The sequence below is a fragment of the Novosphingobium sp. genome, from assembly GCF_032093395.1.
Lineage (GTDB): Bacteria > Pseudomonadota > Alphaproteobacteria > Sphingomonadales > Sphingomonadaceae > Novosphingobium.
In genome coordinates this window covers 39240-65064 of the sequence record NZ_DAMDBA010000003.1, presented here as the reverse complement: position 1 = coordinate 65064, position 25825 = coordinate 39240, and the positions used below count along the sequence as shown (strand labels likewise).

Here is a 25825-nt window from a genome sequence, read left to right as displayed (position 1 = left end):
GATGACGATCTTGTGGTAGCGCAGCTTGTCCAGGTTGAAATCGTCGCGAATGCCCGTGCCCATGGCCTGGATCAGCGTGCCGACTTCCTTGGAGGAAATGATCCGGTCGAACCGCGCGCGCTCCACGTTGAGGATCTTGCCCTTGAGCGGCAGGATCGCCTGGGTCTTGCGGTCGCGGCCCTGCTTGGCGGAGCCGCCTGCGGAGTCACCCTCGACCAGGAACAGTTCGCATTTGCTGGGATCGCGCTCCTGGCAGTCGGCCAGCTTGCCCGGCAGCGAGGCGATGTCCATCGCGCCCTTGCGGCGCGTGAGTTCACGGGCGCGCTTGGCGGCTTCGCGCGCGGCGGCGGCGTCGATCACCTTCTGGATGATGGTCTTGGCGTGGCCGGGGTTTTCCTCCAGCCATTCGCTCATCTTGTCGGCCATCAGCGACTCGAGCGGCTGACGCACTTCCGAGCTGACCAGCTTGTCCTTGGTCTGCGACGAGAACTTGGGATCGGGCAGCTTGACCGAGACGATCGCGGTCAGGCCTTCGCGCATGTCGTCGCCCGAAAGCGACACCTTTTCCTTCTTGAGCAGGCCCGAACGCTCGGCATAGCCATTGAGCGTGCGCGTCAGCGCGGCGCGGAACGCGGCCAGGTGGGTGCCGCCGTCACGCTGCGGGATGTTGTTCGTGAAGCAGAGCACGTTCTCGTAATAGGAATCGTTCCATTCAAGGGCGACTTCCATGCCGATACCGTCCTTGTCCGCGCCGATCGCGATCGGTTCGGGCATCAACGCCTGCTTGTTGCGATCGAGATACTTCACGAAAGCGCCGATGCCGCCTTCGTAGTAGAGATCGTGCTCGACGGCTTCTTCATGGCGCTTGTCGCGCAGCTTGATGCGTACGCCCGAGTTGAGGAACGCGAGTTCGCGATAGCGGTGTTCCAGCTTGTCGAAATCGAACTCGGTGACGTTCTTGAAAGTTTCGGTCGAGGCGAGGAAGGTGACGCGGGTGCCCTTCTTGAAGCCGTTGTCGTCCGGGTTGTCGCTCACCTTGGGGGCCGGGCCGCGCACTTCCAGCGGGGCCACGGCATCGCCGTGGGCGAACTTCATCCAGTGTTCCTTGCCCTCGCGCCAGATCGCGAGTTCCAGCCATTCGGACAGGGCGTTGACCACCGAAACGCCCACGCCGTGCAAGCCGCCGGACACCTTGTAGGCGTTGTCGTCCGAAGTGTTCTCGAACTTCCCGCCCGCGTGGAGCTGGGTCATGATGACTTCTGCGGCGGAGACGCCTTCCTCGGCATGGATGCCGGTGGGAATGCCGCGGCCGTTGTCTTCGACAGAGACGGAACCGTCGGCGTTGAGTTCGATGAGCACGAGGTCGCAATGACCTGCCAGTGCCTCGTCGATGGCATTGTCCGAGACTTCGAAGACCATGTGGTGCAGGCCCGAGCCATCGTCGGTATCGCCGATGTACATGCCGGGACGCTTGCGGACCGCATCCAGGCCCTTCAGGACCTTGATCGAATCCGCGCCGTAGCTGTTCTGGTTCTTGCCGCTGTCCAAAGCGTTGCGGTCGGCCGCGGTCGCGGGCGTGTTGTCTTCGGTGCTTGCCATGGCGAGCATATAGGGTTTGACGGTCATAAACCCAAGCAAAAGCGGCTCCGCCACAGGGCTTTTCCACAAGAGACGGAGCCGGTTGCGCCGCTCTGCCGCCAGACCGCGCCAAGTTGCGAAAAGTTGCGCGCCGCGCACGAGAGGCGGGAGGTATTGCTGCGTGACAGGCAACAAAAAAGGCGGCCACATGGGCCGCCCTTCTGTCTAGTCGGAATGCCGGTCCTCAGATGAGGGTGACGGCAAATGCCAGAGCGCTCACACCCAGCGCTGCAGCGAAACCGAACGTCTTTTCGACGATGGTCATGGAATTGCTCCTGCAAACTTATTGTTTTGTTTTTATCGCATGCATGGCGCTTCTCGTCGTCATGCTGCAGGTGCGAGATAGGCGGTCTTGGAATTTTCGCAACGTCGAAAGAAACAATATTGCTTGCATGTTTTGCAATTGCACTTAGGTGGCGATGGCGGGCGAAATTGGCGCGTGGCAACCGCGGATACTGGACACCCGAACTATCCCGCTATAGTGGCCGCCCATGACTAATCAGACTTCTGGCCAGACTTCACAGCCGTCCGATTCCATCCTGATCATCGACTTCGGCAGTCAGGTGACGCAGCTTATCGCCCGCCGTGTGCGCGAGGCGGGCGTCTATTCCGAGATCGCTCCGTTCAATGCCGCGAAGGATGCCTTCGCCCGCATGAAACCGGCCGGCGTTATTCTCTCGGGCTCGCCGGCTTCGGTGCTCGATGAAAGCGGACCGCGCATTCCCGCCGAGATTCTCGAAAGCGGCCTGCCGATGCTGGGCATCTGCTATGGCCAGCAATCGCTGATGCATCAGCTCGGCGGCGAAGTGCTCTCCGGCGATTCGGGTGAATTCGGTCGCGCCTTCATCGAGATCGGCGACGATTGCGCGTTGTTCGACGGGCTCTGGGCCAAGGGCGAGAGGCATCAGGTGTGGATGAGCCATGGCGACAAGGTGACCAGCCTTGCCCCCGGCTTCCGCCCGGTCGCCTCCAGCGAGGGCGCGCCTTTCGCGGTCATCGCCAACGACGAGAAGCGCATCTACGCGATGCAGTTCCACCCCGAAGTCGTACACACGCCCGACGGTGGAAAGTTGCTGAAGAATTTCGTCCGCCACGTTTGCGGACTGGCCGGCGACTGGACCATGGCCGAGTTCCGCAAGACCAAGGTCGATGAGATCCGTGCCCAGGTCGGCAACAAGCGGGTGATCTGCGGCCTGTCGGGCGGTGTCGATTCGGCGGTAGCCGCGCTGCTGATCCACGAAGCGATCGGCGATCAGCTCACGTGCGTCTTCGTGGACGGCGGTGTGCTGCGCATGGGCGAGGCCGAGCAGGTCGTCAGCCTGTTCCGCGGGCACTACAACATTCCGCTGGTCCACGTCGATGCTTCGACGCTGTTCCTGAACGGCCTTGCCGGCGTCACCGACCCCGAGGCCAAGCGCAAGTTCATCGGCAAGACCTTCATCGACGTCTTCGAGGACGAGGCGAAGAAGATCGGCGGCGCCGAATTCCTGGCGCAGGGCACGCTCTATCCGGACGTGATCGAATCGGTCTCGTTCACCGGGGGCCCTTCGGTAACGATCAAGAGCCACCACAACGTCGGTGGCCTGCCCGAGCGCATGAACATGAAGCTCGTCGAGCCGCTTCGCGAACTGTTCAAGGACGAAGTCCGCGTGCTCGGCCGGGAACTCGGCCTGCCCGAGATCTTCGTGGGCCGCCACCCGTTCCCCGGGCCGGGCCTGGCGATCCGCATCCCCGGCGAGGTGACGCGCGAACGCTGCGACATCCTGCGCAAGGCCGACGCGATCTATCTTGAGGAAATCCGCAACGCGGGCCTCTACGATGCGATCTGGCAGGCCTTCGCGGTGCTGCTGCCGGTGAAGACGGTTGGCGTAATGGGCGATGGCCGCACTTACGACAGCGTCTGCGCTCTCCGCGCCGTCACTTCGACCGACGGCATGACCGCCGATATCTACCCCTTCGACGCCACGTTCCTGTCGCGTGTCGCTACTCGCATCATCAACGAGGTAAAGGGCATCAACCGCGTGGTCTACGACTACACCTCGAAGCCGCCCGGCACGATCGAGTGGGAGTGAGGTTGGTTTGTAGCGGTCTGAAAACAGGCGTATAAATCTACCAAACTTCGAAAATCGAGTGGGTTATCAATGGCATCTCTCATGGTGCGTTGATCCCGCCCTTGCCGCGCAAGATCGATACCATGCCCCGTCAATTTGCGGCGGCATGGTATCGCGCATTCCCGAGTGAGCGTCCCATATACGCACGATCCGCGCGCGCGTTGACTGTTGCGTGCCATCCATTTATATCCATCCAGTCAGATAAAAATGGATGGCGTTGATGGGTCGCAAAAAGAGTATCGATCTGGACCATATTCTCGATGCGGCCGAAATGGTCGTAGCCCGCGTGGGTGCTGCGCGCTTGACGCTGGATGGTGTCGCTCAGGAAGCCGGCATTAGCAAGGGCAGCGTGGTCTATGACTACGGCACCAAACAAGCCCTGATCGAGGCTATGGTCGAACGCGCGGTCGTGCGTGACAATGCCTTCAATGAGGCTGCCGCGGAGTCCTTCGCGGGCAGAGACAATGCGACGCTGAACGGGCGGATCTCCGCAGCGAGCCAGCCTTTTCCCGACGAGTTCAGGGCGGTTGCGCTGAATATCTGTGCAGCGCTGGCACAGGATCGTTCGCTGCGCTCCGCTATCCAGAAGAACCAGACCGCCGTGATCGGCCGCATTCGCGAGGAAGCGGGCGCTGCGAGGGGCCCAATGCTGGCCTATCTCGCGCTGGAAGGCCTCAAGCTGCTCGAAACTCTCGATTACTTCCAATGGGCTGATGATGAGCGCCAAGCGCTGCTCGACGATATCCGCTGGCTCGCGTCCGGTCCTCCGGGATGAGCGGGCCGCATCGGTGCCCCTAATCTAAAAGGCAGAAACTCCATGAACGATTACAAAGCCATCGGAGGCGTTCGCGCTTCCGATCCCGAACTGCTGTCTCCGCTCTTTCTGACCGGCGGCAGCGGCTATCTCGGGCGTAACCTGATCCGCCACTTCGTTGCGAGCGGCGTCCAGGTCATTGCGCTCGTCCGCTCGCAGAAGGCGGCGGATGTGGTTCGCGCTCTTGGAGCAAGGCCGATCGTCGGTGCTCTTTCAGATCCGGCATTGGCCGAGCCGATGAAAGGATGCCGCTCGCTGGTCCATGCTGCGGCCCATACCAGTCACGGCCCGGAGACGCCCGAGCATGTTGCCGTCAATGTCGAGGGAACGCGCGCCATGTTCGGCGCCGCCCGGCAGGCGGGCGTGCGGCGGGCCGTGCATGTCAGTACGGAATCGGTGCTTCTCGACGGGCGGGCACTCGTCAATGTCGATGAGAACCGGGCCATGCCCGCGCGCTTTCCCGGTGCCTACTCGCGGACGAAAGCCGAAGCGGAGCGCGTCGTGCAGGCGCTGAACGGCGATGGTTTCGAGGTGGTGATCGTGCGTCCGCGCTTCGTCTGGGGCCGTGACGACACCACGGCGCTGCCGATCCTGACGGCAGCCGCGCGTTCAGGTCAGATGGCATGGATCGACGGCGGCGACTATCTCACTTCGGCCACGCATGTCGCCAACGCTTGCCACGGCATCGAATTGGCTCTGCGGAGGGGGCTTGCGGGCGAAGCTTATTTCATCACCGATGGCGAACCCTCGACTTTCCGCAGCTTCGTATCCCGCTTGCTGGAGACACAAGGGATTGCACCTCTTGAAAAGGTGGTGCCTTCATGGTTGGTGCGTACCATTGCGCGCGTCGGCGAAGCTGCGGCGTGGCTCTCAGGTGGTCGGATCAAGCCCCCAGTCACGCGACAGGATTTGGCGACCATGGCTGTTGAGGTAACGCTAGACATAACCAAGGCGAAACGTGATCTCGGATATGCCCCGGTGGTTTCGGTGGAAGAAGGCATGGCGGAACTGAAGCGCCTCGCTTCTCCCAAACGCGATCAGCAGAAGTAGGCGGTGGGCACGGGAGCGGAGCCGGGCTGACCTGCTTCCACCCATTCCAGTTTGCCCTTGAGAAAGGCCAGTGCGGCATCGAGTTCGCGCTGGCGTTCCTCAAGCCGGGCGATCTGCTTGCGCAGGACCTCGGCGGTACGCTCCGGCGAGCCGGCACCTCGCCTGTATTCCTCGGCAAGCGCACCGATCTCCGCAAGCGAGTATCCCAGTGACTGTTGAAGCCGGATCATCTGCGCAGCGGTGACATCGTCTGCGCTGAACACCTGATAGGGATTGGCCCCGCCTTTCCTCGCGCTGCGCTCCGGCTTCAGCAGGCCCTTGGCGATATAGAACCGCACGGTATCGACCGAAAGTCCGGTCGCCTTGGCGAACTGGGAAATCAGCATGAATGTGCCTTGACCATGGACCATACTCCACACTTACAGAAGCTGCCTGTCAATATCCGGAGTTGAAAGATGACTGACACCAATCCCCTTCCTCAGATCGCGCTCGGACGCGATGGTCCGACCATCGGCATCCAGGGCCTGGGCTGTATGGGCATGAGCGAATTTTACGGTGATACCGATGAAACAGAGGCTCGCGCCACTCTTGAGCGAGCGCTGGATCTGGGCGTCACGATGTTCGATACCGCCGATGTCTACGGCATGGGTGAGAACGAGCGTTTTCTTGCGCCCTTTATCGAGGCGCACCGCGACGGGGCCGTCATTGCCACCAAGTTCGGCTATGCCCGGACCCCTGAGACCCCGGACGACTGGAGCCTGGACAACCGCCCGGCGTTCATTCGACGCGCGGCGGAGAACTCGCTCCAGCGCCTCGGCATCGAGGTCATCGATCTGTACTACATGCACCGCCGCAGCGGCGATGTGCCGCTCGCAGAATCGATCGGCGCGATGGCGAACCTCGTGACGGAGGGCAAAGTGCGCGCTCTGGGGCTCTCCGCCGTCAGCGCGCAGGAACTGCGCGAGGCACATGCGGTCCACCCGATCGCCGCGCTGCAATCGGAATGGTCGATCTTCACGCGGGATATCGAGGCGGAAGTGGTGCCCGCAGCATTTGAACTGGGCGTGACGATCGTGCCCTATTCGCCGTTGGGTCGCGGGATGCTGACCGGCCGGGCGTTTGCCGAGAGCCTCGGCGCAGGCGATGCGCGATCCTATTTTCCCCGCTTTTCTGCCGAGAACCGGGACGCGAACAAGCGCCTCGTGACCAGGATCGAGGAGATCGCCGAAGGGCAGGGAGTTACACCGGCACAAGTCGCAATCGCCTGGCTCTACGCCAAAGCTGCGGAACTGGGTGTGGCCATTTCGCCTATTCCCGGCACCCGCGATCGCTTGCGTCTGGAGGAGAACGTGGCAGCCGCATCGTTGACGCTCGATCCGATGACGATGGCTGCTTTGGAGCCGCTGGCTCGCGAAGTCGCAGGGATTGCCATCTGAATACAGTGGGAGTGATCTTCTTTAGAGCATTTTCTAATCAGGTGGAATCACCTGATGACTCGGAAAATGCGGCAAACCAGAAACTTAGAGCGGTTGATCCGGTGCAACCGGATCGGAAACCGCTCTAATCGATGAGTTCGAAAAAGCCGGTTACCGCCGGGAGATCGGCTTTTTCGGTGTTCAGAGGAGAAGATCGGGGCCTTCGTGTCGTAGCAGGAAGGCCTTGGCTTGCAGGCCTCCGGCGAAGCCGGTCAGGGCGCCGCTCGTGCCGACGACGCGGTGGCATGGCGCGATGATCGAAATAGGGTTGCGCCCGTTGGCGGCTCCGACCGCGCGACTGGCGGTAGGGCTGCCGAGAGCGACAGCGATTTCGCCATAGCTGCGGGTCTCGCCGAAACGGATGGCAAGAAGCTGCGCCCAGACGCTCTTCTGGAAATCCGTGCCGCGAAAATCGAGTGGAAGATCGAAGGCACGGCGCTGGCCTGCGAAGTATTCCGTCAATTGCGTTCGGGCGGCGACGAGCACCGGATGGTCGGCATCGTCATCCATGTCTCCCAGTCTTACGCGGAGCGGATCGTCGTTTTCCCACAGTACGGCGACCAGTCCCGTGTCGCTGGCGATCAAGGTCAATTCACCAACGGGGGAGGGCATTTTGCTGCGGGCCAGAGCCACGGGGATTTGTCCTGGGTGCGAGCGGATGAACGGCCGGCGCATTCTCGCACAGCCTTCAAGGGGAAAAGGGGACCTGCTGGGCGGGCCCCCTGTCCTCACGCCTATTTGGCAGCTTTAGGTCGGGTATAGGGGACGAATTCCTGCAGCGAGACGAAGCCGTTCCACATATTCGGGGTCGTGCGATCGCGTAGCTGAATGGTGTCGAGCCGGCAAAGCTGGCTCGAGTAGAGCTTCGTCACCAGAATGTTGTCGGAATCGAGCGTTTCGGCGTTGGCAGGCCGGTTCACGTAGTAAGTGCTGCCCACGCGATAGACGATCGCCGTCTTGTCGACGATCTGGGTGTTCTGGGCCTGATTGAGCGAAATGCAGTTCACCGGCTTGCCGGCCACCCGGCCGTCAAGAATCTTGGCGAGTTGCTCTTCGCCGGTCAGTTTCTGCTTTGCGTTCACGGTGGGCGCGGCAAAAAGACTGGCCGCGATCAGCGTGGCGCCGACGACATGCTTCAGTGACATGGTCATACCTCACTTTCCCAACCCTAGGTCGCGGGTATGGCACAGTTCGGCTTAACGCGGGCTGAAGTGCCATGGTGGTTTTCCCGCGGTTTCCTTTGGAAAGACCTCTGTTGCCGACCCTAGGCCGTGCCGCCGACGGTGATCCCCTCGATCAGCAGCGTGGGCTGGCCGACCCCGGCAGGCACGCTCTGGCCGCCCTTGCCGCAGACGCCGACGCCGCGGTCGAGTTCCAGGTCGTTGCCGATGCCGGTCACGCGGGTGAGCACCGAGGGGCCGTCTCCGATCAGGGTGGCGCCCTTGATCGGCGCTCCGAGTTTTCCGTTCTCGACCTTGTAGGCCTCGTTGCACGAGAACACGAACTTGCCCGAAACGATGTCGACCTGGCCACCGCCCATCGACTTTACGAAGATGCCGTTCTTCATGCGCGAGAGCAGTTCCGCGGGATCGTCATGGCCTGCCTTCATGAATGTGTTGGTCATGCGGACCTGCGGGGCATGGGCGTAGTTTTCCCGGCGACCATTACCGGTGGACTGGACGCCCATGAGGCGCGCGTTCATCCGGTCCTGCATGTAGCCCTTGAGGATGCCGTCCTCGATCAGCACGGTTTCCTGCGTGGGCGTGCCCTCGTCGTCTATCGACAGCGAGCCGCGGCGATCGGCGATCGAGCCGTCGTCGACGATGGTGACGCCGGGGGCGGCTACGCGCTCGCCGATGCGGCCCGCGAAAGCGGAAGTGCCCTTGCGGTTGAAGTCGCCTTCAAGGCCGTGGCCGACAGCCTCGTGCAGGATCACGCCAGGCCAACCGGGGGCGAGCAGGACGGTCATTTCACCCGCCGGCGCGTCCACGCTTTCGAGGTTCACGAGCGCCTGGTTCAGCGCGGTGTCGATCGCGCGGTTCCAGTTGGCGGGGTCGAACAGCGAATCGTAGAGATGGCGGCCGCCCATGCCGAACGAGCCGGTTTCGCGGCGGCCGTTGCTTTCCGCGACGATCGAGACGCTGAGGCGCACCAGCGGGCGCACGTCGGTGGCGATGAAGCCGTCCGGCCGCACGATCTCGATGACCGACCACTGCCCTGTCAGGCTGGCGCTGACTTGCGATACGCGGGGGTCGCGGGCGCGGGCGGCGGCGTCGATCGTCTCCAGCAGCTTCACCTTCTCCTCGAAAGGAACCAGATCGAGCGGCGAGACGTGGGTGTAGAGGTGGAGGTTGCTTTTCTGCGGCGGGGCGGCGCGCATGGCGCCTGCCGGATCGAGCAATTGCAGGGTCTCGCCCGCGCGGCGGATGGCGGCGGGCGAAATCTCGTTGGCATGGGCGAAGCCGGTCATCTCGCCGGTGACGCCGCGCAGACCGAAGCCCGCGTCGCGCGAATAATCCGCGGTTTTCAGGCGGCCGTCATCGAAGCCGAAAGCCTCGGTAGCCATGAACTGCATGTAGAGTTCGCCGTCCTCGCAATTGCGCAGGGTCTCGGCGGCGAGCGCCTGGGCGTCCTCGGGCGAAAGCTGGCGGTAGAGGAGCGAGCGCGGATCGGTCATGGTCATAGGGCCTGATATAGGCACCGCGCGGCAGGAGGCAATTTCTTATCCGGGCTCTCGCCCGGAAGCGGCACCGGCCCACGCCCCCACCCGACCTCCCATCCAGGATACACTGTTGTGGGAGGTCGGGTGGGGGCGCCTAAGAAACTTGGGGGGCCGGTGCCGCAAGCTCGTCACGGACGTGACGAGCGCACCAAACAAAGACTCGGGCCACTTCCGCTTCCGGGCGTGAGCCCGAACAAAAACTCTCAACCCAGGCCGAGGAACAGCCCCGCCAGCGCGGCGCTCATCAGGTTCGACAGGCTGCCGGCGCAGAGGGCGCGCACGCCGAGCTTGGCGATGATCGGGCGCTGGTTGGGCGCGAGGCTGCCGGTCACGGCCATCTGGATGGCGATCGACGAGAAGTTCGCGAAACCGCAGAGCGCGAAAGTGACTACCGCCACCGTGCGCGGAGACAGCGCGCTCATCTGGCCGAGATCGATGAAGGCGACGAATTCGTTGAGCACGATCTTGCTGCCGAACAGGCTGCCGGCCTGCATGGCCTCGTTCCAGTCCGGCGTGGCGAGCAGGTAGAACACGGGGGCGAAGATGTAGCCGAGCAGGCCCTGGAAGGTCACGCCGGTAAAGCCGAACAGGCTGCCGATCCAGCCGACCAGGCCGTTGGCGAGGGCGATCAGCGCCACGAAGGCCAGCACCATGGCGCCCACGGCGACGGCCAGCTTCACGCCGGTCTGCGCGCCTTGCGAGGCGGCCATGATGATGTTGGCGGGCTTTTCTTCCTCGTGCTCTACGGCTTCGGGCTCATCGACGTGGACGCCGGGGAGGTGCGTCACATCGGCGCGATTCAATGCGGCGGCAGCGGCACCGGCGGGGGGCAGGGTGCTCTCGTGCACGTCGAGCTCTTCGCCTGCCACGGGACGCGGATCGGGCATGATCAGCTTCGCCATGAAGATGCCGCCCGGCGCCGACATGAAGGCGGCGGCGACGAGATAGTCGATGCGGATGCCCATCGAGGCGTAGGCCGCCAGGATCGTGCCGGCCACGCCCGCCAGGCCCACGCTCATGACGCAGAACAGCTGCGAGGGATTGAGGCTGGCGAGGTAGGGCCGGATCACCAGCGGGGCTTCGCTCTGGCCGACGAAGATGTTCGAAGCGGCGCAGAGGCTCTCGACCTTGCTGATGCCGGTGAGCTTCTCCAGCCCGCCGCCGATCCAGCGCACCACCAGCGGCATGATCTTGAGGTAGTAGAGGATCGAGATCAGCGAGGCGAAGAAGATGATCACCGGCAGCGCGGAGATGGCGAAGCTGCGTCCGCCGATCTCGGGGCTGGCGAGGGGGCCGAACAGGAAGTCCACGCCGGCATGGGCATAGCCGAGCAGGCTTTCCACGCCGGAAGCCGCGCCGCCGAGCAGATCCTTGCCGAGCGGCACGTAGAGCACGAGTGCCGCCAGGCCCGCCTGCAAGGCGAAGGCCGCACCCACCACGCGCAGGCGGATCGCCCGGCGATTGGTGGAGAGCAGAAAGGCGACGGCCATGATGAGAACGATGCCGAGCAGACTGTAGGCGACGTGCATCGTCCCCGTTTCTCCGAAAATACGTGCTGAATCTGTGCGCAAACCTAAAGGCGCGCATTCATGACGGCTAGTGCAATTGTTCCGCGCCCGTTAGAGCATCGCCATGGAACCGCAAGCCCCCTACACCGCGCAATCCCGCGCCATCGCCATTCCCCGCTCCATGTTCGTGTTCTCCACGCTCTATGGTGGGCTGGTCGTCCTGGCGGGTGTGCTGGGCATCAAGATCGCTTCCCTCGGCCATTGGCCGATGCTGGGAGACCTCGCCGTCGAATCGGGAATCTTCGCGTTTCTGCTGCTCGTCGTGTTGTCGAGCGCGGTGGCCGAACTCCACGGGACGGTGGTGGCCAATCGACTGGTGCGCTTCGGATTCATCCCGCTGATCGTGTCGATGTCGCTGCTGACGCTGGTGATCCACGTCGTCCCGCCTGCCCCGTTCTGGGACGACCAGGACGCCTATGCCCGGTTGCTGGGCCAGGGCGCGCGCATGCAGTTCGCCGGTCTGGTGTCCTACGGCGTCTCGCAGACGCTCAACGTCACGGTGTTTTCCCGCCTTTCAGCGGGGCGCGAGGGCCGGATGCTGATGCTTCGCGCCTGGATCGCCAGCCTGCTGTCGCAAGTGGTGGACACGCTGATCTTCATCACGATCTCTTTTGCAGGCGTGCTTCCGCTGTGGGACATCATGGGAGGACAGATCATATCCAAGCTGGTGCTCTCCACGATCATGGTGCCGCCGTTCATCTGGCTGTTCGTCAAGCTGGGTCGAAAGCTGGATGGAGAGTGAAATAAACGGTCGTTACGGGCCTGAAACGGGTTTTATTTCTGTGTGGGAGGGCTAATAGCGCCCCATGCCGATTCCGCACGATCCCGCCATGCTCTCCAAAGCCGAGACGCTCGTAGATGCGCTGCCTTACCTGCAGCGTTATGCCGGTCGCACGTTCGTCGTGAAGTATGGCGGCCATGCCATGGGCGATCCCGAACTGGCGCGCGATTTCGCCGAGGACGTGGTCCTGCTCAAGGCGGTGGGCATCAACCCCGTGGTCGTCCACGGCGGCGGCCCGCAGATCGGCGCCATGCTCAAGACCATGGGCGTCGAATCGCGCTTCGTCGACGGCCTTCGGGTTACCGACAAGCAGACCGCGCAAGTGGCCGAAATGGTCCTGTCGGGCGTGATCAACAAGGAGATCGTCGGCTGGATCGCGCAGGCCGGCGGCAGGGCCATGGGCATCTCCGGCAAGGACGGCGGCCTCGTAACGGCCAGCAAGGTGCAGCGCACCGCCAAGGATCCCGATAGCAATATCGAACGCGTGGTCGACCTCGGCTTCGTGGGCGAACCAGCCCATATCGACATCGGCGTGATCGAGACAATCTCCGCCGCCGGCATGATCCCGGTGATCGCGCCGATCGCGCCGGGCGAGGACGGCCAGACCTACAACATCAACGCCGATACCATGGCCGGCGCCGTCGCCGCGGCGCTGGGGGCATCGCGCTTGTTCCTGCTCACCGACGTGCGCGGCGTGCTGGACAAGCAGGGCGAACTTCTGACCGACCTTACGCCCGCGGACATCGTCCACCTCCAGCGCGACGGCACGATTTCCGGGGGCATGATCCCCAAGCTGGAAACCTGCATCCACGCGGTGGAAGCCGGGTGCGAGGCCGCCGTCGTGCTTGACGGGCGGGTTTCCCATGCCATGTTGCTGGAAATTTTCACGCAGGAAGGTGCCGGCACGCTGATCCGGGCGGGCTGATCGTACTGCAAGAGGAACTATCCGGCTGAAAGGCGCTTCGAGCTCCATGCGTAATACCGTCGTCATCGCCAGTGCCCTGTCGGCCATCTCTCTCCTGCTTGCCGCCTGCAACAGGGAGCCGTCCGTCGAGCCTACCGGGGATGCGACTGTCTTCGCCAGCGAGGCCATCGCCGCTTCCGAAGATCCCGTTGTCGATGCCTCGCAGAGCGCGGACAGCGGCCTTTCCGCGCAGCTCGACCAGAGCGCGCTGGGCGAACGCCGCGATCCCGAGCGCCTGCTGCGCTTCTACATCAACGCCCTGCGCATCGGCGACTGGGAGGATGCCGCCAGGGCCTGGACTCTCGATGCCCAGATGACGCCGAACCGGCTTGCCGAGGAATTCGGCGGCGATGCCGGTCCGCGAATCGCGCTGGGTCATGGCGACAGCAGCAATGCGGCGGGCTCGTTGTTCTACGAGGCGCCCGTGGTCTTGGACTTTTCCGACGGCCGCCCCTCGCGCCGGGGCACCATCGTCCTGCGGCGGGTCAACGACGTGCCGGGCGCCAGCGAGCAGCAGCTCAATTGGCGGATAGAGCGGATGTCCACGGTCACCCGCTAGGGCGGATCGACATTAAGCTCATGCGGGCCTGCGAAGCGCGATTTCCTGCGCTTCGGTGCTCACGTACTGAAAGTACGCTGCGCTCCGGGTCGCGGAAGTCCACTATTCTCGGCTCCACCTGGACTGAATACCCACACACCCAGGGCGCCCGCCCTCAGCCATCCCGAAAACTCTGTAAGCGAGCATTGCTCGGACCCTAAGGCCCGCTCCCGCGCTTGCTCCCCGCCCCCTGCCTCGGCTATCAGGCGGGCGCTTCATTCCTCAGAAAGGCCCCACGCCCATGCTCGGCGGTGTGATCAACGCCCTTATCTACCTCGTCCAGATCCTGACGACTCTCGTGCTTGTCCAGTTCGTGCTGGGCCTGCTGATCGCCTTCAACGTGGTGAACCTGCAAAACCGGTTCGTCGAGGCGGTCTGGCGCGCGCTCAATGCCTTGCTGGAACCGATCCTCGGCCCGATCCGTCGTATCATGCCGAATACTGGCGGGATCGACTTTTCGCCGATGGTGCTGATCATCGGTCTTAACGTGCTCATCATGATCCTCCAGCCGATGGCCTATGCCTGACATGACCGCCCCGAACATCATCGACGGGAAGGCCTTTGCCGAAGGCCTTCGCACCCGGATCGCCGTCGTCGCCGCCGATTTCGAGGCGCAGGCCGGTCGCAAGGCGGGCCTTGCGGTCGTGCTTGTGGGAGAGGATCCGGCCAGCCAGGTCTACGTCCGCAGCAAGGGCAAGCAGACCGTGGCCGCGGGCATGGAAAGCTTCGAGCACAAGCTGCCGGCCGATGCCTCGGAAGCGGAACTGCTTTCGGTGGTCGAGCGGCTCAACGCCGATCCGGCGGTGGACGGCATTCTCGTCCAGCTGCCGCTGCCCCCGCACATGAACGAGCAGAAGGTCATCGCCACGATCAATCCCGACAAGGATGTGGACGGCTTCCATGTCGTCAATGTCGGGCGTCTCGCCACAGGCCTGCCGGGCTTCGTTCCCTGCACGCCGCTGGGCTGCGTGATGCTGCTGAAGGACCGGCTGGGCTCGCTTTCCGGCCTCGACGCTGTGGTGATCGGCCGCTCGAACATCGTCGGCAAGCCGATGGCGCAGCTGCTCCTCGCGGAAAGCTGCACGGTGACGGTCGCGCACAGCCGCACGAAAGACCTGCCGGAAGTGGTACGCCGCGCCGACATCGTGGTCGCCGCTGTCGGCCGTCCGGAAATGGTCAAGGGCGACTGGCTGAAGCCGGGCGCGACCGTGATCGACGTGGGCATCAACCGCGTTCCGGGCGCCGAGGAAGGCAAGAGCCGGCTGGTGGGCGATGTCGATTTCGCGTCTGCCGCGCCGGTAGCCGGCGCCATCACTCCGGTGCCGGGCGGGGTAGGGCCGATGACCATCGCCGTCCTGCTGCGCAATACGATCGTCGCCGCCCATCGCAACGCGGGGCTCACGCTGGACGAGAGCACCCTTTGAACCCGGCGCCGCGTCCGGTGCAGGCGGCTCTGACGATCGGAGCCGCCGTGCTGGTGGTCATCGCCGTTCCAGCGGATGCCCGCAAGCGGCCCGAATATGCACCCGGCGCGGGTACGGCCAACCCGAGCGCTCTCGTAGCGGCAGAGATCGCCTTCGCGCGGACGGCGCGGGAGAAGGGCCAGTGGAAGGCGTTCGGCGAATTCGCCGACGATGACGCCATCATGTTTGTGCCCGATCCCGTCCGTGCGAAGGATTGGCTCAGCGGCCGCAAGGAACCGGCGGCGACGGTGCAGTGGCAGCCCCATCAGGTCTGGATGAGCTGCGACGGCACGATGGGCGTCACCAAGGGCGCCTGGCAGCGCCCTGACGGGTCGGTCGGCTATTTCACGACGATCTGGCAGAAGCGCAAGAAAGGCGATTATCGCTGGGTGCTGGACCAGGGTGACGATCTGGAACAGCCGCTCAAGGAGCCGCAGATGCTGTCCGCTTCGGTGGCCGATTGCGCACGCGGGCCGGGCGGCGACGAACTCTTGGTCGAGCGGGACAGGGAGAATGGTGTCCCCGGCATGGATGGTCGTGGCCGTTCCAAGGATGGCACGCTGACGTGGCGGTATCACGTCGATCCCGACAAATCGCGCTGGCTTCAGGTTTCGCTGCTGAAGAACGGTGCCATGACCGAAGTGCTGCGCAGCGACGTAGCCGCGCCCAAGGGGCCATAAGCCGAATGTACGAAATCTTTCTCAGCGCCTTCGTCACGCTCTTCGTGGTGATCGATCCGCCGGGCTGCGCGCCAATCTACGCCGGCCTTTCCGCCGACGCCACGCGTTCGCAGGCGATTTCGATGGCGGCCCGCGCTTGCATGATCGCCACCGCCATCCTGGTGGTCTTCGCCCTGTTCGGAGCGCGGCTGCTGGGCGCGCTGCACATCGAACTCAATGCCTTCCGCATCGCGGGCGGCATCATGCTGTTCATGATCGCGATCGACATGGTTTTCGAAAAGCGCACCCAGCGCCGAGAGGAACGAGCCGAGAAGATCATTGCCCACAATGCCGAGACGCCCCAGGTCGATGACGTTTCGGTGTTCCCGATGGCAATGCCGATGCTGGCCGGACCCGGCTCGATCGCGACGATCATGCTGCTGACGTCTCGCGCGCATGGCATGGAGCAGACGGTAGCGGTATTGGCGGCGATGGTGGCGGTCATGGCGCTCAGCTTCGCGGCGCTCGCGGCGGCGGGACCACTGATGCGGATCCTGGGCGACAAGGTAGAAGCCGTCATCACCCGGCTGCTGGGCGTGCTGCTGGCCGCACTTGCGGCGCAATATGTAATCGATGGGGTGAAGACAGTCCTTTCGCAGTAGTGGGCGAAATTCAGTCGGCGTTCAGCGGCTTGCGGCAGTCTGGTGCTTCTCTGCTTGCCCAGGAGAGTGCGATGCTCCGCCTGCTATCTGCCGCTTGCGCCTTGCCCTTGCTGTTGGCCGCATCGGGAGCGGCTGCCCATATCGTTGGGCCTCCCGCGCCTCGGCCGAGCAGTCCACCTTATGGCGACGCCGGGCAGAAGGACGACGAAGCGCGCTATCGCCTCGATCTTCGCGAGGTGGACAAGGTCATTCGCGAAGGGCGAGAGACCGGACGGTTTTCGAAGCAGGACGCCAAGGGCCTCCGCCGGGAACGGCAGCAGATCGAATCGCTGGCGCAGCGCTATGGCGACGACGGAATGTCGCCGCGGGAAGCGGAAGAACTCTACATGCGCGAGCGCGTGCTGGAGAAGTCAGGCGCGACTGCCCGGCAAGGGCAAGCGCTGAGATCAGTCCCTATTCCCCGTCATCCTGAACCAAGTTCAGGATGACGGGGCGTGACGTCGATGGGGCACGGCGAACGCGCCCCGGAAGCACTTATTGCAGCGTCACGCCGCCATCGTCGTCGTCGTCCGAATGGCGGCCGAAGAACTGCATCAGCTGCACCAGCAGCTCGCAGCGCACCGGCAGGGTGTCCGCCTCGAGAAGCGCCTGTTTGGCGGCGGCGTCGAAAGGCGCGATCTGGGATACGCCGTTGATCAATGACTGATCGTCGAGCCGGCCGACTTGGTCCCAATCCACGGCATAGCCCTGGGCGTCGGCGAATCGCTTGGCCTCGCGTTCGAAGCTTGCGCGTTCGATGGGGGCGAGCACTTCGTCATCGCGCTCCGGCAGAAGTTCCGCCTCGATCTGGCGGAACGGCGTGGTCACGTCGAGTTCGTGCAGAAGGCGGAATCGCGATTCGCCGGTGAGCACGATGTTGAAGCGTCCGTCCTCCAGCGCTTCCACGTCACCGATGCGGCCGAGGCAGCCGATGGAATAGAGCGGCGCGCCCTCGACCGGGCGCTGCGGCTGGATCATGCCGATGCGCCGATCGCGGGCGAGTGCGTCGCTCACCATCGCCCGGTAGCGGGGCTCGAAGATGTGGAGCGGCAATTGCAGCCCCGGATAGAGCACCGCGCCCGGAAGCGGGAAGATGGTGATTCGCGTCACCGTCAGCCGAACAATACGGTGGAGAGCTTGCGGCGCGTCGCGGCGACCCAGGGATCTTCGAGGCCGGTTGCCTCGAAAATCTGGAGCAGCTTGGCGCGGGCGGCGCCCTCGTTCCATTCACGGTCGGCCGCGACCATGCGCAGCAGCGTGTCGGCGGCGGCATCGCGCTCCCCGGCAGCGAAGGCGGCATTGGCGAAGGCCAGTTGCGCCTCCATGTCGGTTGGCCGCTCGGCCGCAGCGGCGCGCAGGGCGGCCAGTTCGCTGTCCTCAGGCTTGTCCTTGGCGAGCGCGAGTGCGGAACGGGCGCGCTCTACCAGCGGATCGGCGGCAAGGGCGGGTTCGAGGCTGGCGAGCACCTGTTCGGCTTCCTCGACGCGGCCCGCGAGCACCAGAGCGCGCACGAAGCCGGCGATGACTTCGGCGTTCTCGGGCGCGAGTTCGAGGATCTGCATGAAGATCGACGCGGCGCGCTCGCCGTCGCCCTCGGCCAACGCTTCCTCGCCCATGGCGATCAGCGGCGCGAGGTCCGGCTGGGGTTCGGCGCCGTCCGGCTGGATCGGAAGCTGGGAAAGCAGCTGGTCCAGCGTCTGCTTGAGCTGCGATTCGGTGCGGGCATTGGTCAGGTCGGCGACGGGCTGGCCCTGGAAGATCGCATAGACCGTGGGGATCGAACGCACCTGGAACTGCGAGGCGATGAACTGTTCTTCATCGACATTGACCTTGGCCAGGACCACGCCCTTGTCGGCATAGTCTTCGGCCACCTTTTCCAGCACGGGCGTCAGCGCCTTGCAGGGGCCGCACCATTCGGCCCAGAAATCGAGGATCACCAGCTTCGTCATCGACGGTTCGGCCACCGTCTTGCGGAACCGGTCGACCGCCTTCTGTTCGTCGAGGTTGAGACCCATGCTGGCCAAGATACGTGCTCCCGTGAAAATCGAATGGAACCCTAGATCGTCCCTCGGAAGGGATTTGTGAAGGGTTCTTGTCGGTTTGGATGGCGCGGGGAGGGGGTTTTGAAAATTCTTTCGATTTTCCTCTTGCCGACCCCGAAAGGCACTGCTAGTGGCGCGCCTCCACCCCGGACCTGCCGGACTTTCCAGCAGGTCTTGAACGTCAGAGCGGGCGTAGCTCAGGGGTAGAGCACAACCTTGCCAAGGTTGGGGTCGAGGGTTCGAATCCCTTCGCCCGCTCCAGTTTCCTTCCGTGGAAATCCAGACATCTTCACAGCCTGATCGTCGCTTTACGCGAATGTCCTGATTTGTGCGCTCACCTGCCGTGAACCTCGTTCACCTACCCCGGCAACGACTATCGCGGAGGGGTGCGTGAGCGGACTGGAAGCGCTGCTGATCAAGGCCAGGGGCGCGGCGAAGCGGGGCGATACCCTCATGGCGCGCACGCTCTATCGAGAGGCGCTGGGCCGGTTTCCGCGTAACGGCCGGGCTCGCGCGGCCTTGGAAGCTCTCGATGCCGCGAATGCGAATCCGCCCTCGACCCGGCTCGATGCGATGCTCGGTGCCTATCGGTCCGGCCGCATGGAGGAAGCCGCGCGGGAAGGCGCCCGTCTGGCCGCGGAATTTCCGCAGAGCTTCACCGTCCATAACCTTCAGGGCGCGGCCCTGCTGGCGCTTGGCGTGCTCCCTGCCGCCGAGGCAGCCTTTCGCCGCGCCATCGAGGCCGATCCCGATGCGGCGGCCTGCCGAAACAACCTGGCCGTTGCCTTGCGGCGCCAGAATCGCTTCGCAGAGGCCGAGGATATCTACCGCGACCTGATCGCCCGTCACCCCGGCTATGCCGAGGCGCAGTTCAATCTGGCGAACCTGCTCGATGCCCAGGAGCGTTGGCCCGAAGCGGAACAGGGTTTCGCGAAGGCGGTCGCGCTCGATCCGGGCTATACGGAAGCGTACTATAATCTCGGCAATCTGCTGGCAAAGCGCGGAAAGCGTGAGGAGGCGGTCGAGGCCTACGAACGGGCCGTCGCGCTGAAGCCGGACCATGCGCTTGCCTGGAACAACATGGGCGGCGAACTGCTGCTGCTCGATCGGCTGGACGCTGCCCTTGACGCCTATGCAAAGGCGCTGGCGGCGGCTCCGGTCAATACGCAGGCCATGGTCAATCGCGGCAAGGCGCTCGTGCTCAAGGGCGATCTTCCGGAAGCGATCGCGGCCTTTCGCAAGGCCTGGGCGCTGGATCCGGCCGACCGCTCGGCTCTGCTCCAGGCGCTGTTCGAAGAGGCGCACATCTGCGACTGGAGCAACCGGGCGCAGTTCGGGTCGACGGATGGTCCTTCCGCCGCCGCCGTCCAGCCCTTCGCGGCGCTGCCGTTCGTGGACGATCCGGCGCACCAGTATCGCCGCTCGCTGGCCTGCGCGGGCGTGAAGTTCGGACCGCCACCGCAAAGCCTGCCCATTCCTGCGCCATCCGCCGATGGACGCATCCGAATCGGCTATTTCTCGGCTGACTTTCACGACCACGCGACGATGTATCTGATGAGCGGCTTGTTCCGCGAACATGACCGCACCCGCTTCGACATCCGCTTCTACAGTTATGGGCCGCGTTGCGATGGCGATGCCTCGCGCCGGGCACTGCGCGGTCATGCCGATACCTTTACCGAGATCGGGCACCTGACGGATGCCGAAGTGGTCAATCGTGCCAGGGCCGACGGGCTGGATATCGCGGTCGATCTCAAGGGCTATACGCGCGGCACCCGCACCGCGCTGTTCGGCCAGCGGCTCGCACCCGTGCAGGTCAGCTACATGGGCTACCCCGGTACGATCGGCCATCCCTGCATGGACTATTTCATCGCCGACGCCGTTTCCCTGCCGCCGGGCGGGGAGGCCTGGTTCACCGAGAAGATCGTTCGGCTGCCTCATTGCTATCAGGCCAACGACGACCGGCGCGCCATCGTGCCGGATAGGCGTGGGCGCCGGGGCTGGGGCCTGCCGGAGCGCGGATTCGTATTCTGCTGCTTCAACCACACCTACAAGATCTGCCCGGATGCGTTCGATATCTGGATGCGGCTGCTTGGTCAGATCGACGGGAGCGTGCTCTGGCTCCTGCGTTCCAATCGCTGGGCGGAGGATAACCTGCGGCGCGAAGCCATGGCGCGGGGTATCGATCCTGCGCGGCTGGTGTTTTCGGCCGGGGTTCCGCACGGCGAGCACCTGGGACGGTTGGCGCTGGCCGACCTGTTCCTCGACACGTTCGCCGTGGGCGCCCATACGACCGCCAGCGACGCGCTCTGGAGCGGTTTGCCGGTGTTGACGATGACGGGACACCAGTTTGCCGCACGGGTGGCGACGAGCCTTGTCCATGCGGTGGGTTTGCCGGAATTGGCGGCGCCGGACCGGGACAGCTACGAGGCAACGGCGCTCGCCCTGGCGCATGATCCAAGGGGCCTGAGAGATCTCCGCGAACGTCTCGCCGCCAATCGGCTGACTTCGCCGCTGTTCCGTACCGCCGATTATACACGGGGGGTGGAGGCGGCGTTCGAGCAGATGCACCGGCGGCGGTTAGCCGGGCTTTTGCCGGATCATTTCGAGGTGGCTTAGGCGGGGTTCTGAGGGAATCGTCGTCCCGGACTTGATCCGGGACCGCTGGCCGTGACCAGCCCACCTCTCGGCAGGGCGCTTTTTCGCAAGCTATCGCCTAAAGAACTGCCAGCGGTCCCGGATCAAGTCCGGGGCGACGTTCATCTCAAAACGAAATCACCGCTTCCCCGATGGCATCCCAAACCTGCCCAAGCTGATCGTCCGTAATGCAGTAGGGCGGCATGACGTAGACGGTGTTGCCCAGCGGCCTCAGCAGCACGTCCCGCTCGCGGAAGAAGGCCATGAGGCGCGGCGCCAGGTCGCTCATATAGCCACTGGTGCCCGAGGTCTTGAGGTCGAGCGCGGCAATGGTGCCGATCGTGCGCGGATTGTCGTAATGGCAGAACTGGCCGAGTTTTTCGATCCACGCGGCCTGCTTGCCCGCAAGTGCGGCGATGCGGTCCAGCACCGGTTCCTCGCGCCAGAGCGCCAGGTTGGCGGCGGCGGCGGCGCAGGCGATCGGGTTCGCGGTGTAGCTGGAGGAATGGAAGAACATCCGCGCGCGGTCGGTGGAATAATGGGCCTCGAAGATCGGTTCGCTGGCCATCGTCACTGCGAGCGGAACCGCGCCGCCGGTGAGGCCCTTCGAGAGGCAGAGGATATCGGGGACGATCCCGGCCTGCTCGCAGGCGAGCAGGGTGCCGGTGCGGCCCCAGGCGGTCATCACTTCGTCGGCGATGAAGAGCACGCCGTGCCGCGCGCAGATCGCGTGCATCGCCGCCAGCGTGGCCGGGGAATAGACCAGCATGCCGCCCGCGCCGAGGATCAGAGGCTCGACGATCAGCGCGGCGGTATCCGGCTGGCGGCAGAGCGCTTCGAGTGCGTCCAGCGTTGCCTGTTCGGCTCCGGCGGCGGGGAAGGGAATACGGCCGACGTCGAACAGCAGCGGCGCGTAAGGCTGGTTGAACACGCCGGGCTCACCCACCGACATCGCGCCGATGGTGTCGCCGTGATAGGAGTTTTCCATCACCACGATGCGGTGGCGGTTCTCGCCGCGCCAGTGCCAGTAGCCGAGCGCCATCTTCAGCGCGACTTCCACGCTGGTCGACCCCGAATCGGAGAAGAAAACCCGCGTCAGGCTTTCCGGCATGATGGCGCGAAGCCCGGCCGCGACCTGCTCGGCGGGCTCGTGAGTCCAGCCGGCGAAGATGATCTGGTCCAGCCTCCCGGCCTGTTCCGCGATCGCGGCCTTGATGCGCGGATGGGAATGACCGTGCGTCGTCACCCACCATGACGACACGGCATCCACCACCGACCGGCCGTCCGCGGTATGGAGCAGCGCGCCCTCGGCATGGGTGACGAGCGGGACCGGTTCCTCCAGGCCATGTTGCGTGAAAGGGTGCCAGACCGACGATGTCATGCCCTGAAGTCCTCCCTGAAATCCTCGACGCGCCTGAAATCCTCGACGAGGAAGTTTTCGGAGAAGGCCTGGGCCAGATTCTCCGGGGTCAGCGACGCCAGACGGGGCAGGCGGCCGAGCCGACGGACTTGCGCCATGGCGCAGATCGTCGCCTCGCTATCCTCCACCGGATCGCCGACGAAAGCCACGCCCAGCACGTCCACGCCGCGTGCGCGAAGGGCTTCGATCGAGAGCAGGGAATGGTTGATCGTGCCCAGCATCGTGCGCGCCACGAGCACCACCGGGGCGTTCCATCGCGCGAACTGATCGGCATAAGTGGACGCGCGCGTGAGGGGAACCATGACCCCGCCGGCGCCCTCGACCACCAGTGGTCCGTCGACCCGAGGCAGGGCAAGGCGTTCGGGATCGATCTCCACGCCGTCGATCTCGGCGGCAAGGTGCGGCGAGCACGGCGTGGCAAGGCGATAGGCTTCGGGCAGAATATGGCTCGCGGGCAGGCCGGAAAGACGCGCGACGCGGTCTCCATCGCCGCCGTCTTCCTCCAGGCCGGCCTGGACCGGCTTCCAGTAATGCGCGCCCAGTGCTCCCGCCAGCGCGGCGGCGAACACGGTCTTGCCGATCTCGGTATCGGTTCCGGTGACGATAAGAGGTCTCATGAAGAAATCGGTTTCCGGTGTAAGTGGCAGGTCACGACTTCGTAAGTCACATCGCATCCAATTCGGGGGCATCCGTTTTGGGGGGCGCCCTGCGCGAACGTTGCCATGACGCGGCGAAGCTGGCCCGGCGACAGGGGGCGGTGGCCGGCCTCGGCCGTCTGGGCACCGATCGCCTTGAGCGCGTGGAGAAACGCCAGCGGATCGGCATGATGATCGAGGTGATTGCGAACGTCATGGACCAGATCGCCGAGCGCCGCGACGCTTGCGAAGCGGGGCGTGCCGGGTTCCAGCCCTTCCGCCTCATGCGCCTTGCGCCATTCCGCGAAGCTGCCGGGGCCGAGCGTGGTGATCATCAGGTGTCCGCCCGGGGCCAGCCAGCCCGCCATGCGCGAAAGCGCGGCCGGGGCATCGTCGAACCACTGCACCGCCAGGCTGGAGCAGATCAGGTCGAAAGGTCCGCCCTCGGGCGTGCCGTATTCTCCGTCCAGCACGGCAAAGCGATGCATGGCGCTTGCGCCCAGGCGTTCACGACAGCGTTCCAGCATTTCGGGCGAAAGATCGGTGACGAGCCAGTCGCCGCCAAGCGCCGCGAGCGCCTGCGTAAGAAAGCCGGTGCCGCATCCGATCTCCAGCACGCGCGGGTTCTGCGGCAGGTCTAGCGCGGCGATCCGGTCCGCCAGTGCCTGCGCGACCTCGCGCTGGATGCGGGCATTGCCGTCGTAGTCGGGCGCGGCGGCGAAGGCGCGGCCGACACGTTCACGCGGAACGTTCATGCCAGCGCTCCCATGGCTTCGCGCACGATATCCGCGCAGAATTCCGGGGCTTCCAGCGGTAGGAGGTGACCGCCCGCTTCGCATTCGATCCGGCGCACGGCGGCCTGCGGGAAAACCTGCGCCCGCATCGCTTCCGGTAGGATGGGGTCACGCCCGCCCTGAAGCGACAGGATCGGTACGGTCGGCAGAGCAGCTTCCTCGTCCCGCAGGCGAAGGAGGTCGCCATGCAGGAGGGTGGCATCGATTTCCTCGAAATCCGCTTCTGTGCCGCATTGGCGGCGGAATTCCCCGAGCACGGCGCGCGGGTTTTCGCCGAAGCGTCGCACCATGCGGTCGATCACGCGGATCGGCACGCCGGGGCGGTCCGGCCGGGCCGAAAACCGATCGAAGCCGTTGATGGCGACGATGCCGACCAGGCCCGGCGGAGGCGCCGCCAGAACGCGCATCGCGCCGAACGAGTGTGTGACGGCGAGGCACGGGCCATCCACGGTCATGATCCGGGGGCTGCCGAAGTAGCCGCGATCGTCGATGGCCTGCGGAAGGTCTGCCAGAAGGCGGGACAGCGGCGTCCAGACCGAGCCGTCGAAGCCCCAGCCGTGGGCGAAGAGCAGTTTCATCGGGAGGCCTCGATCGCATTCAGCAGGGTGTCGATGTCGCTTTCCGCGTGGGTGGCGCGCAGCGCCAGCCGCAGGCGACTGGTGCCGGGCGGGACCGTGGGCGGCCGGATCGCCGAGGCCAGCAGTCCGCCGTCCTCCAGCTTGCGCGAGATGTCTAGCGCGGCGGCTTCCGCACCGATCACGGCAGGGACGATCTGCGTGCTCGACGCGCCGTGATCGATGCCCAGCGTGGCAAGGCCGGAGCGCAGGCGGTCGCCCAGTGCCGCAAGGTGCGCGCGCTCCGCCTCCATGCCGGGCACGAGATCGAGCGCCGCGTCTATCGCGCCCAGCACGGCTGGCGGCGGTGCGGTGGTGAAGATGAAGCCGCTCGCGGTGTTGACGAGGTAATCGATCATCACCCGCGAGCCGGCGACATAAGCGCCGAAGCCGCCCAACGCCTTGCTGAAAGTGCCCATCACCAGGTCGATGGCGCCGGGTGCTTCCGCCGAAAGACCGGCGCCGCCGGGGCCGAGAACGCCGGTGGCGTGGGCCTCGTCCACGAACAGGAAAGCCTGATGGCGGGCGGCGATCGCGGCGAGCCGGGCAATATCCGCGCGGTCGCCGTCCATCGAGAACACGCTTTCGGTAAGGATCAGCCGCGCCGGGGCTTGGGAACCCTTGCTGGAGAGCAGTTCCTCCAGGTGGTCGAGGTCGTTGTGGCGGAAGCGGTGCTGCCGGGTGCCGGAAATGGCGAGGCCCGCGTGCATCGATGCGTGAATCAGCCGGTCGGTGAATACGGCCGCGCCGGGTACGGCGGCGAGCAGCGCAGGGATGACCGCCGCATTGGCCTGCCAGCCGCTGGCGAATACCAGCGCCGCTTCCGCATGTTTGAACCGGGCGATGCGCGCCTCGATCGCCAGATGCGGCTCGCTGGTCCCCGTCACCAGCCGCGAGGCGCCGGAACCGGTGCCGTGGGCCTCGGTCCAGGCGCGGGCGCGCTCGATCAGCAGCGGGTGGCGGGCAAGGCCGAGATAATCGTTGCTGGAGAAATCGATCAGTTCGCGTCCGTCGCGCCGGATGCGGCCGTCGTCTTCGAGCGCGGCGGGCCGCAAGGTTCGGCGCTGTCCGGCCCGGTCGATCCGGTCTAGCGCCGCGGCAAAGAAGGAATCGAGCCTGCTCATCGGCCTAGCCGGTATGGC

At 64.9% G+C, this 25825-nt stretch carries 26 protein-coding genes and 1 tRNA gene; 14 read left to right on the top strand and 13 right to left on the bottom strand.

Annotation, left to right across the window (positions count from 1 at the left end):
- On the bottom strand, positions 1 to 1608 hold a 1608-nt coding region (locus tag RT424_RS01680), incomplete at its 3' end, for a DNA gyrase subunit B (protein WP_409521423.1).
- A 521-nt stretch (positions 1609 to 2129) separates the two neighbouring features.
- Between RT424_RS01680 and guaA the strand changes: the two genes are divergently transcribed.
- The 3 genes from guaA (at position 2130) to RT424_RS01665 (ending at position 5613) form a co-directional block, all read left to right on the top strand.
- Positions 2130 to 3710, top strand: coding sequence for a glutamine-hydrolyzing GMP synthase (gene guaA, locus RT424_RS01675; protein ID WP_313434037.1), 1581 nt, complete (start codon positions 2130 to 2132; stop codon positions 3708 to 3710).
- A 250-nt stretch (positions 3711 to 3960) separates the two neighbouring features.
- Positions 3961 to 4524: a TetR/AcrR family transcriptional regulator gene (locus tag RT424_RS01670; protein WP_313434036.1), complete on the top strand. Its 564-nt coding sequence runs from the start codon at positions 3961 to 3963 to the stop codon at positions 4522 to 4524.
- A 42-nt stretch (positions 4525 to 4566) separates the two neighbouring features.
- Positions 4567 to 5613 carry an NAD-dependent epimerase/dehydratase family protein gene (locus RT424_RS01665; RefSeq protein ID WP_313434034.1) on the top strand — a complete coding sequence of 349 codons (1047 nt, stop codon included), beginning with the start codon at positions 4567 to 4569 and terminating at the stop codon, positions 5611 to 5613.
- Here RT424_RS01665 and RT424_RS01660 read toward each other — a convergent pair.
- Positions 5601 to 5999, bottom strand: coding sequence for a MerR family transcriptional regulator (locus RT424_RS01660; RefSeq protein WP_313434032.1), 399 nt, complete (start codon positions 5997 to 5999; stop codon positions 5601 to 5603). The two genes, RT424_RS01665 and RT424_RS01660, sit on opposite strands and share 13 nt — an antisense overlap.
- Before the next feature lie 69 nt (positions 6000 to 6068).
- On the opposite strand from RT424_RS01660, the gene RT424_RS01655 reads away from it, so the two are divergent.
- Positions 6069 to 7049: an aldo/keto reductase gene (locus tag RT424_RS01655; protein WP_313434030.1), complete on the top strand. Its 981-nt coding sequence runs from the start codon at positions 6069 to 6071 to the stop codon at positions 7047 to 7049.
- Between the two features lie 180 nt (positions 7050 to 7229).
- On the opposite strand, the gene RT424_RS01650 is transcribed toward RT424_RS01655, so the two are convergent.
- The 4 genes from RT424_RS01650 to RT424_RS01635 all read right to left on the bottom strand — a co-directional run bounded on the left by RT424_RS01650 (position 7230) and on the right by RT424_RS01635 (position 11339).
- Entirely contained in the window at positions 7230 to 7700 is a 471-nt protein-coding gene (locus RT424_RS01650) for a methylated-DNA--[protein]-cysteine S-methyltransferase (protein WP_409521417.1), read from the bottom strand.
- A 122-nt stretch (positions 7701 to 7822) separates the two neighbouring features.
- Positions 7823 to 8239: a hypothetical protein gene (locus tag RT424_RS01645; RefSeq protein ID WP_313434027.1), complete on the bottom strand. Its 417-nt coding sequence runs from the start codon at positions 8237 to 8239 to the stop codon at positions 7823 to 7825.
- A gap of 113 nt (positions 8240 to 8352) precedes the next feature.
- Positions 8353 to 9771, bottom strand: a complete 1419-nt coding sequence (gene tldD / locus RT424_RS01640; RefSeq protein WP_313434026.1) for a metalloprotease TldD — start codon at positions 9769 to 9771, stop codon at positions 8353 to 8355.
- 242 nt (positions 9772 to 10013) lie between these two features.
- On the bottom strand, positions 10014 to 11339 hold the full coding sequence (locus RT424_RS01635) for a NupC/NupG family nucleoside CNT transporter (protein ID WP_313434024.1): 1326 nt from the start codon (positions 11337 to 11339) through the stop codon (positions 10014 to 10016).
- A gap of 103 nt (positions 11340 to 11442) precedes the next feature.
- Here RT424_RS01635 and RT424_RS01630 point away from each other — a divergent pair, with 103 nt between their 5' ends.
- From RT424_RS01630 to RT424_RS01595, 8 genes are all read left to right on the top strand, one after another.
- Complete coding sequence (locus RT424_RS01630) at positions 11443 to 12120, top strand: queuosine precursor transporter (RefSeq protein WP_313434022.1); 678 nt, start codon at positions 11443 to 11445, stop codon at positions 12118 to 12120.
- Between the two features lie 64 nt (positions 12121 to 12184).
- Positions 12185 to 13084, top strand: a complete 900-nt coding sequence (argB, locus tag RT424_RS01625; protein ID WP_313434020.1) for an acetylglutamate kinase — start codon at positions 12185 to 12187, stop codon at positions 13082 to 13084.
- Positions 13085 to 13130: 46 nt separating this feature from the next.
- Positions 13131 to 13682, top strand: coding sequence for a hypothetical protein (locus RT424_RS01620; RefSeq protein WP_313434018.1), 552 nt, complete (start codon positions 13131 to 13133; stop codon positions 13680 to 13682).
- Between the two features lie 280 nt (positions 13683 to 13962).
- Complete coding sequence (locus RT424_RS01615) at positions 13963 to 14247, top strand: YggT family protein (RefSeq protein WP_313434016.1); 285 nt, start codon at positions 13963 to 13965, stop codon at positions 14245 to 14247.
- Between the two features lies 1 nt (position 14248).
- Positions 14249 to 15145: a bifunctional methylenetetrahydrofolate dehydrogenase/methenyltetrahydrofolate cyclohydrolase FolD gene (gene folD, locus RT424_RS01610; RefSeq protein ID WP_313434014.1), complete on the top strand. Its 897-nt coding sequence runs from the start codon at positions 14249 to 14251 to the stop codon at positions 15143 to 15145.
- Positions 15146 to 15162: 17 nt separating this feature from the next.
- A complete protein-coding gene (locus tag RT424_RS01605) occupies positions 15163 to 15864 on the top strand; it encodes a hypothetical protein (protein WP_313434012.1) in 702 nt (233 codons plus the stop codon).
- A 5-nt stretch (positions 15865 to 15869) separates the two neighbouring features.
- On the top strand, positions 15870 to 16505 hold the full coding sequence (locus RT424_RS01600) for a MarC family protein (protein WP_313434010.1): 636 nt from the start codon (positions 15870 to 15872) through the stop codon (positions 16503 to 16505).
- 71 nt (positions 16506 to 16576) lie between these two features.
- On the top strand, positions 16577 to 16993 hold the full coding sequence (locus RT424_RS01595) for a hypothetical protein (protein WP_313434008.1): 417 nt from the start codon (positions 16577 to 16579) through the stop codon (positions 16991 to 16993).
- Positions 16994 to 17039: 46 nt separating this feature from the next.
- Here RT424_RS01595 and RT424_RS01590 read toward each other — a convergent pair whose 3' ends face one another.
- Entirely contained in the window at positions 17040 to 17654 is a 615-nt protein-coding gene (locus RT424_RS01590) for an LON peptidase substrate-binding domain-containing protein (protein ID WP_313434007.1), read from the bottom strand.
- Positions 17655 to 17656: 2 nt separating this feature from the next.
- Positions 17657 to 18559, bottom strand: a complete 903-nt coding sequence (trxA, locus tag RT424_RS01585; protein WP_313434164.1) for a thioredoxin — start codon at positions 18557 to 18559, stop codon at positions 17657 to 17659.
- Between the two features lie 213 nt (positions 18560 to 18772).
- On the opposite strand from trxA, the gene RT424_RS01580 reads away from it, so the two are divergent.
- Positions 18773 to 18847, top strand: a tRNA-Gly gene (locus RT424_RS01580).
- Between the two features lie 129 nt (positions 18848 to 18976).
- Positions 18977 to 21202, top strand: a complete 2226-nt coding sequence (locus RT424_RS01575) for a tetratricopeptide repeat protein (protein WP_313434005.1) — start codon at positions 18977 to 18979, stop codon at positions 21200 to 21202.
- A gap of 145 nt (positions 21203 to 21347) precedes the next feature.
- Here RT424_RS01575 and RT424_RS01570 read toward each other — a convergent pair whose 3' ends face one another.
- Genes RT424_RS01570 through bioF form a run of 5 tightly spaced genes read right to left on the bottom strand, consistent with a single transcriptional unit; the run spans position 21348 to position 25807 of the window.
- On the bottom strand, positions 21348 to 22601 hold the full coding sequence (locus tag RT424_RS01570) for an adenosylmethionine--8-amino-7-oxononanoate transaminase (protein ID WP_313434003.1): 1254 nt from the start codon (positions 22599 to 22601) through the stop codon (positions 21348 to 21350).
- Positions 22598 to 23257 carry a dethiobiotin synthase gene (gene bioD / locus RT424_RS01565; protein WP_313434001.1) on the bottom strand — a complete coding sequence of 220 codons (660 nt, stop codon included), beginning with the start codon at positions 23255 to 23257 and terminating at the stop codon, positions 22598 to 22600. Before bioD ends, RT424_RS01570 begins: the two co-directional genes overlap by 4 nt.
- Positions 23254 to 24030 (bottom strand): methyltransferase, encoded by a 777-nt coding sequence (locus RT424_RS01560; protein WP_313433999.1) that lies wholly within the window; start codon positions 24028 to 24030, stop codon positions 23254 to 23256. Before RT424_RS01560 ends, bioD begins: the two co-directional genes overlap by 4 nt.
- Positions 24027 to 24647: an alpha/beta hydrolase gene (locus RT424_RS01555; protein WP_313433998.1), complete on the bottom strand. Its 621-nt coding sequence runs from the start codon at positions 24645 to 24647 to the stop codon at positions 24027 to 24029. Before RT424_RS01555 ends, RT424_RS01560 begins: the two co-directional genes overlap by 4 nt.
- Positions 24644 to 25807, bottom strand: coding sequence for an 8-amino-7-oxononanoate synthase (bioF, locus tag RT424_RS01550; protein WP_313433996.1), 1164 nt, complete (start codon positions 25805 to 25807; stop codon positions 24644 to 24646). Before bioF ends, RT424_RS01555 begins: the two co-directional genes overlap by 4 nt.
- Positions 25808 to 25825: the final 18 nt, after the last annotated feature.

Bases quoted from the DNA above. Each gene is read 5' to 3' on its own strand.
- guaA (WP_313434037.1), top strand. From the start codon at position 2,130: ATGACTAATCAGACTTCTGGCCAGACTTCACAGCCGTCCGATTCCATC.
- RT424_RS01670 (WP_313434036.1), top strand. From the start codon at position 3,961: ATGGCGTTGATGGGTCGCAAAAAGAGTATCGATCTGGACCATATTCTC.
- RT424_RS01665 (WP_313434034.1), top strand. From the start codon at position 4,567: ATGAACGATTACAAAGCCATCGGAGGCGTTCGCGCTTCCGATCCCGAA.
- RT424_RS01660 (WP_313434032.1), bottom strand. From the start codon at position 5,999: ATGCTGATTTCCCAGTTCGCCAAGGCGACCGGACTTTCGGTCGATACC.
- RT424_RS01655 (WP_313434030.1), top strand. From the start codon at position 6,069: ATGACTGACACCAATCCCCTTCCTCAGATCGCGCTCGGACGCGATGGT.
- RT424_RS01650 (WP_409521417.1), bottom strand. From the start codon at position 7,700: ATGCCCTCCCCCGTTGGTGAATTGACCTTGATCGCCAGCGACACGGGA.
- RT424_RS01645 (WP_313434027.1), bottom strand. From the start codon at position 8,239: ATGACCATGTCACTGAAGCATGTCGTCGGCGCCACGCTGATCGCGGCC.
- tldD (WP_313434026.1), bottom strand. From the start codon at position 9,771: ATGACCATGACCGATCCGCGCTCGCTCCTCTACCGCCAGCTTTCGCCC.
- RT424_RS01635 (WP_313434024.1), bottom strand. From the start codon at position 11,339: ATGCACGTCGCCTACAGTCTGCTCGGCATCGTTCTCATCATGGCCGTC.
- RT424_RS01630 (WP_313434022.1), top strand. From the start codon at position 11,443: ATGGAACCGCAAGCCCCCTACACCGCGCAATCCCGCGCCATCGCCATT.
- argB (WP_313434020.1), top strand. From the start codon at position 12,185: ATGCCGATTCCGCACGATCCCGCCATGCTCTCCAAAGCCGAGACGCTC.
- RT424_RS01620 (WP_313434018.1), top strand. From the start codon at position 13,131: ATGCGTAATACCGTCGTCATCGCCAGTGCCCTGTCGGCCATCTCTCTC.
- RT424_RS01615 (WP_313434016.1), top strand. From the start codon at position 13,963: ATGCTCGGCGGTGTGATCAACGCCCTTATCTACCTCGTCCAGATCCTG.
- folD (WP_313434014.1), top strand. From the start codon at position 14,249: ATGACCGCCCCGAACATCATCGACGGGAAGGCCTTTGCCGAAGGCCTT.
- RT424_RS01600 (WP_313434010.1), top strand. From the start codon at position 15,870: ATGTACGAAATCTTTCTCAGCGCCTTCGTCACGCTCTTCGTGGTGATC.
- RT424_RS01595 (WP_313434008.1), top strand. From the start codon at position 16,577: ATGCTCCGCCTGCTATCTGCCGCTTGCGCCTTGCCCTTGCTGTTGGCC.
- trxA (WP_313434164.1), bottom strand. From the start codon at position 18,559: ATGGGTCTCAACCTCGACGAACAGAAGGCGGTCGACCGGTTCCGCAAG.
- RT424_RS01570 (WP_313434003.1), bottom strand. From the start codon at position 22,601: ATGACATCGTCGGTCTGGCACCCTTTCACGCAACATGGCCTGGAGGAA.
- bioD (WP_313434001.1), bottom strand. From the start codon at position 23,257: ATGAGACCTCTTATCGTCACCGGAACCGATACCGAGATCGGCAAGACC.
- RT424_RS01560 (WP_313433999.1), bottom strand. From the start codon at position 24,030: ATGAACGTTCCGCGTGAACGTGTCGGCCGCGCCTTCGCCGCCGCGCCC.
- RT424_RS01555 (WP_313433998.1), bottom strand. From the start codon at position 24,647: ATGAAACTGCTCTTCGCCCACGGCTGGGGCTTCGACGGCTCGGTCTGG.
- bioF (WP_313433996.1), bottom strand. From the start codon at position 25,807: ATGAGCAGGCTCGATTCCTTCTTTGCCGCGGCGCTAGACCGGATCGAC.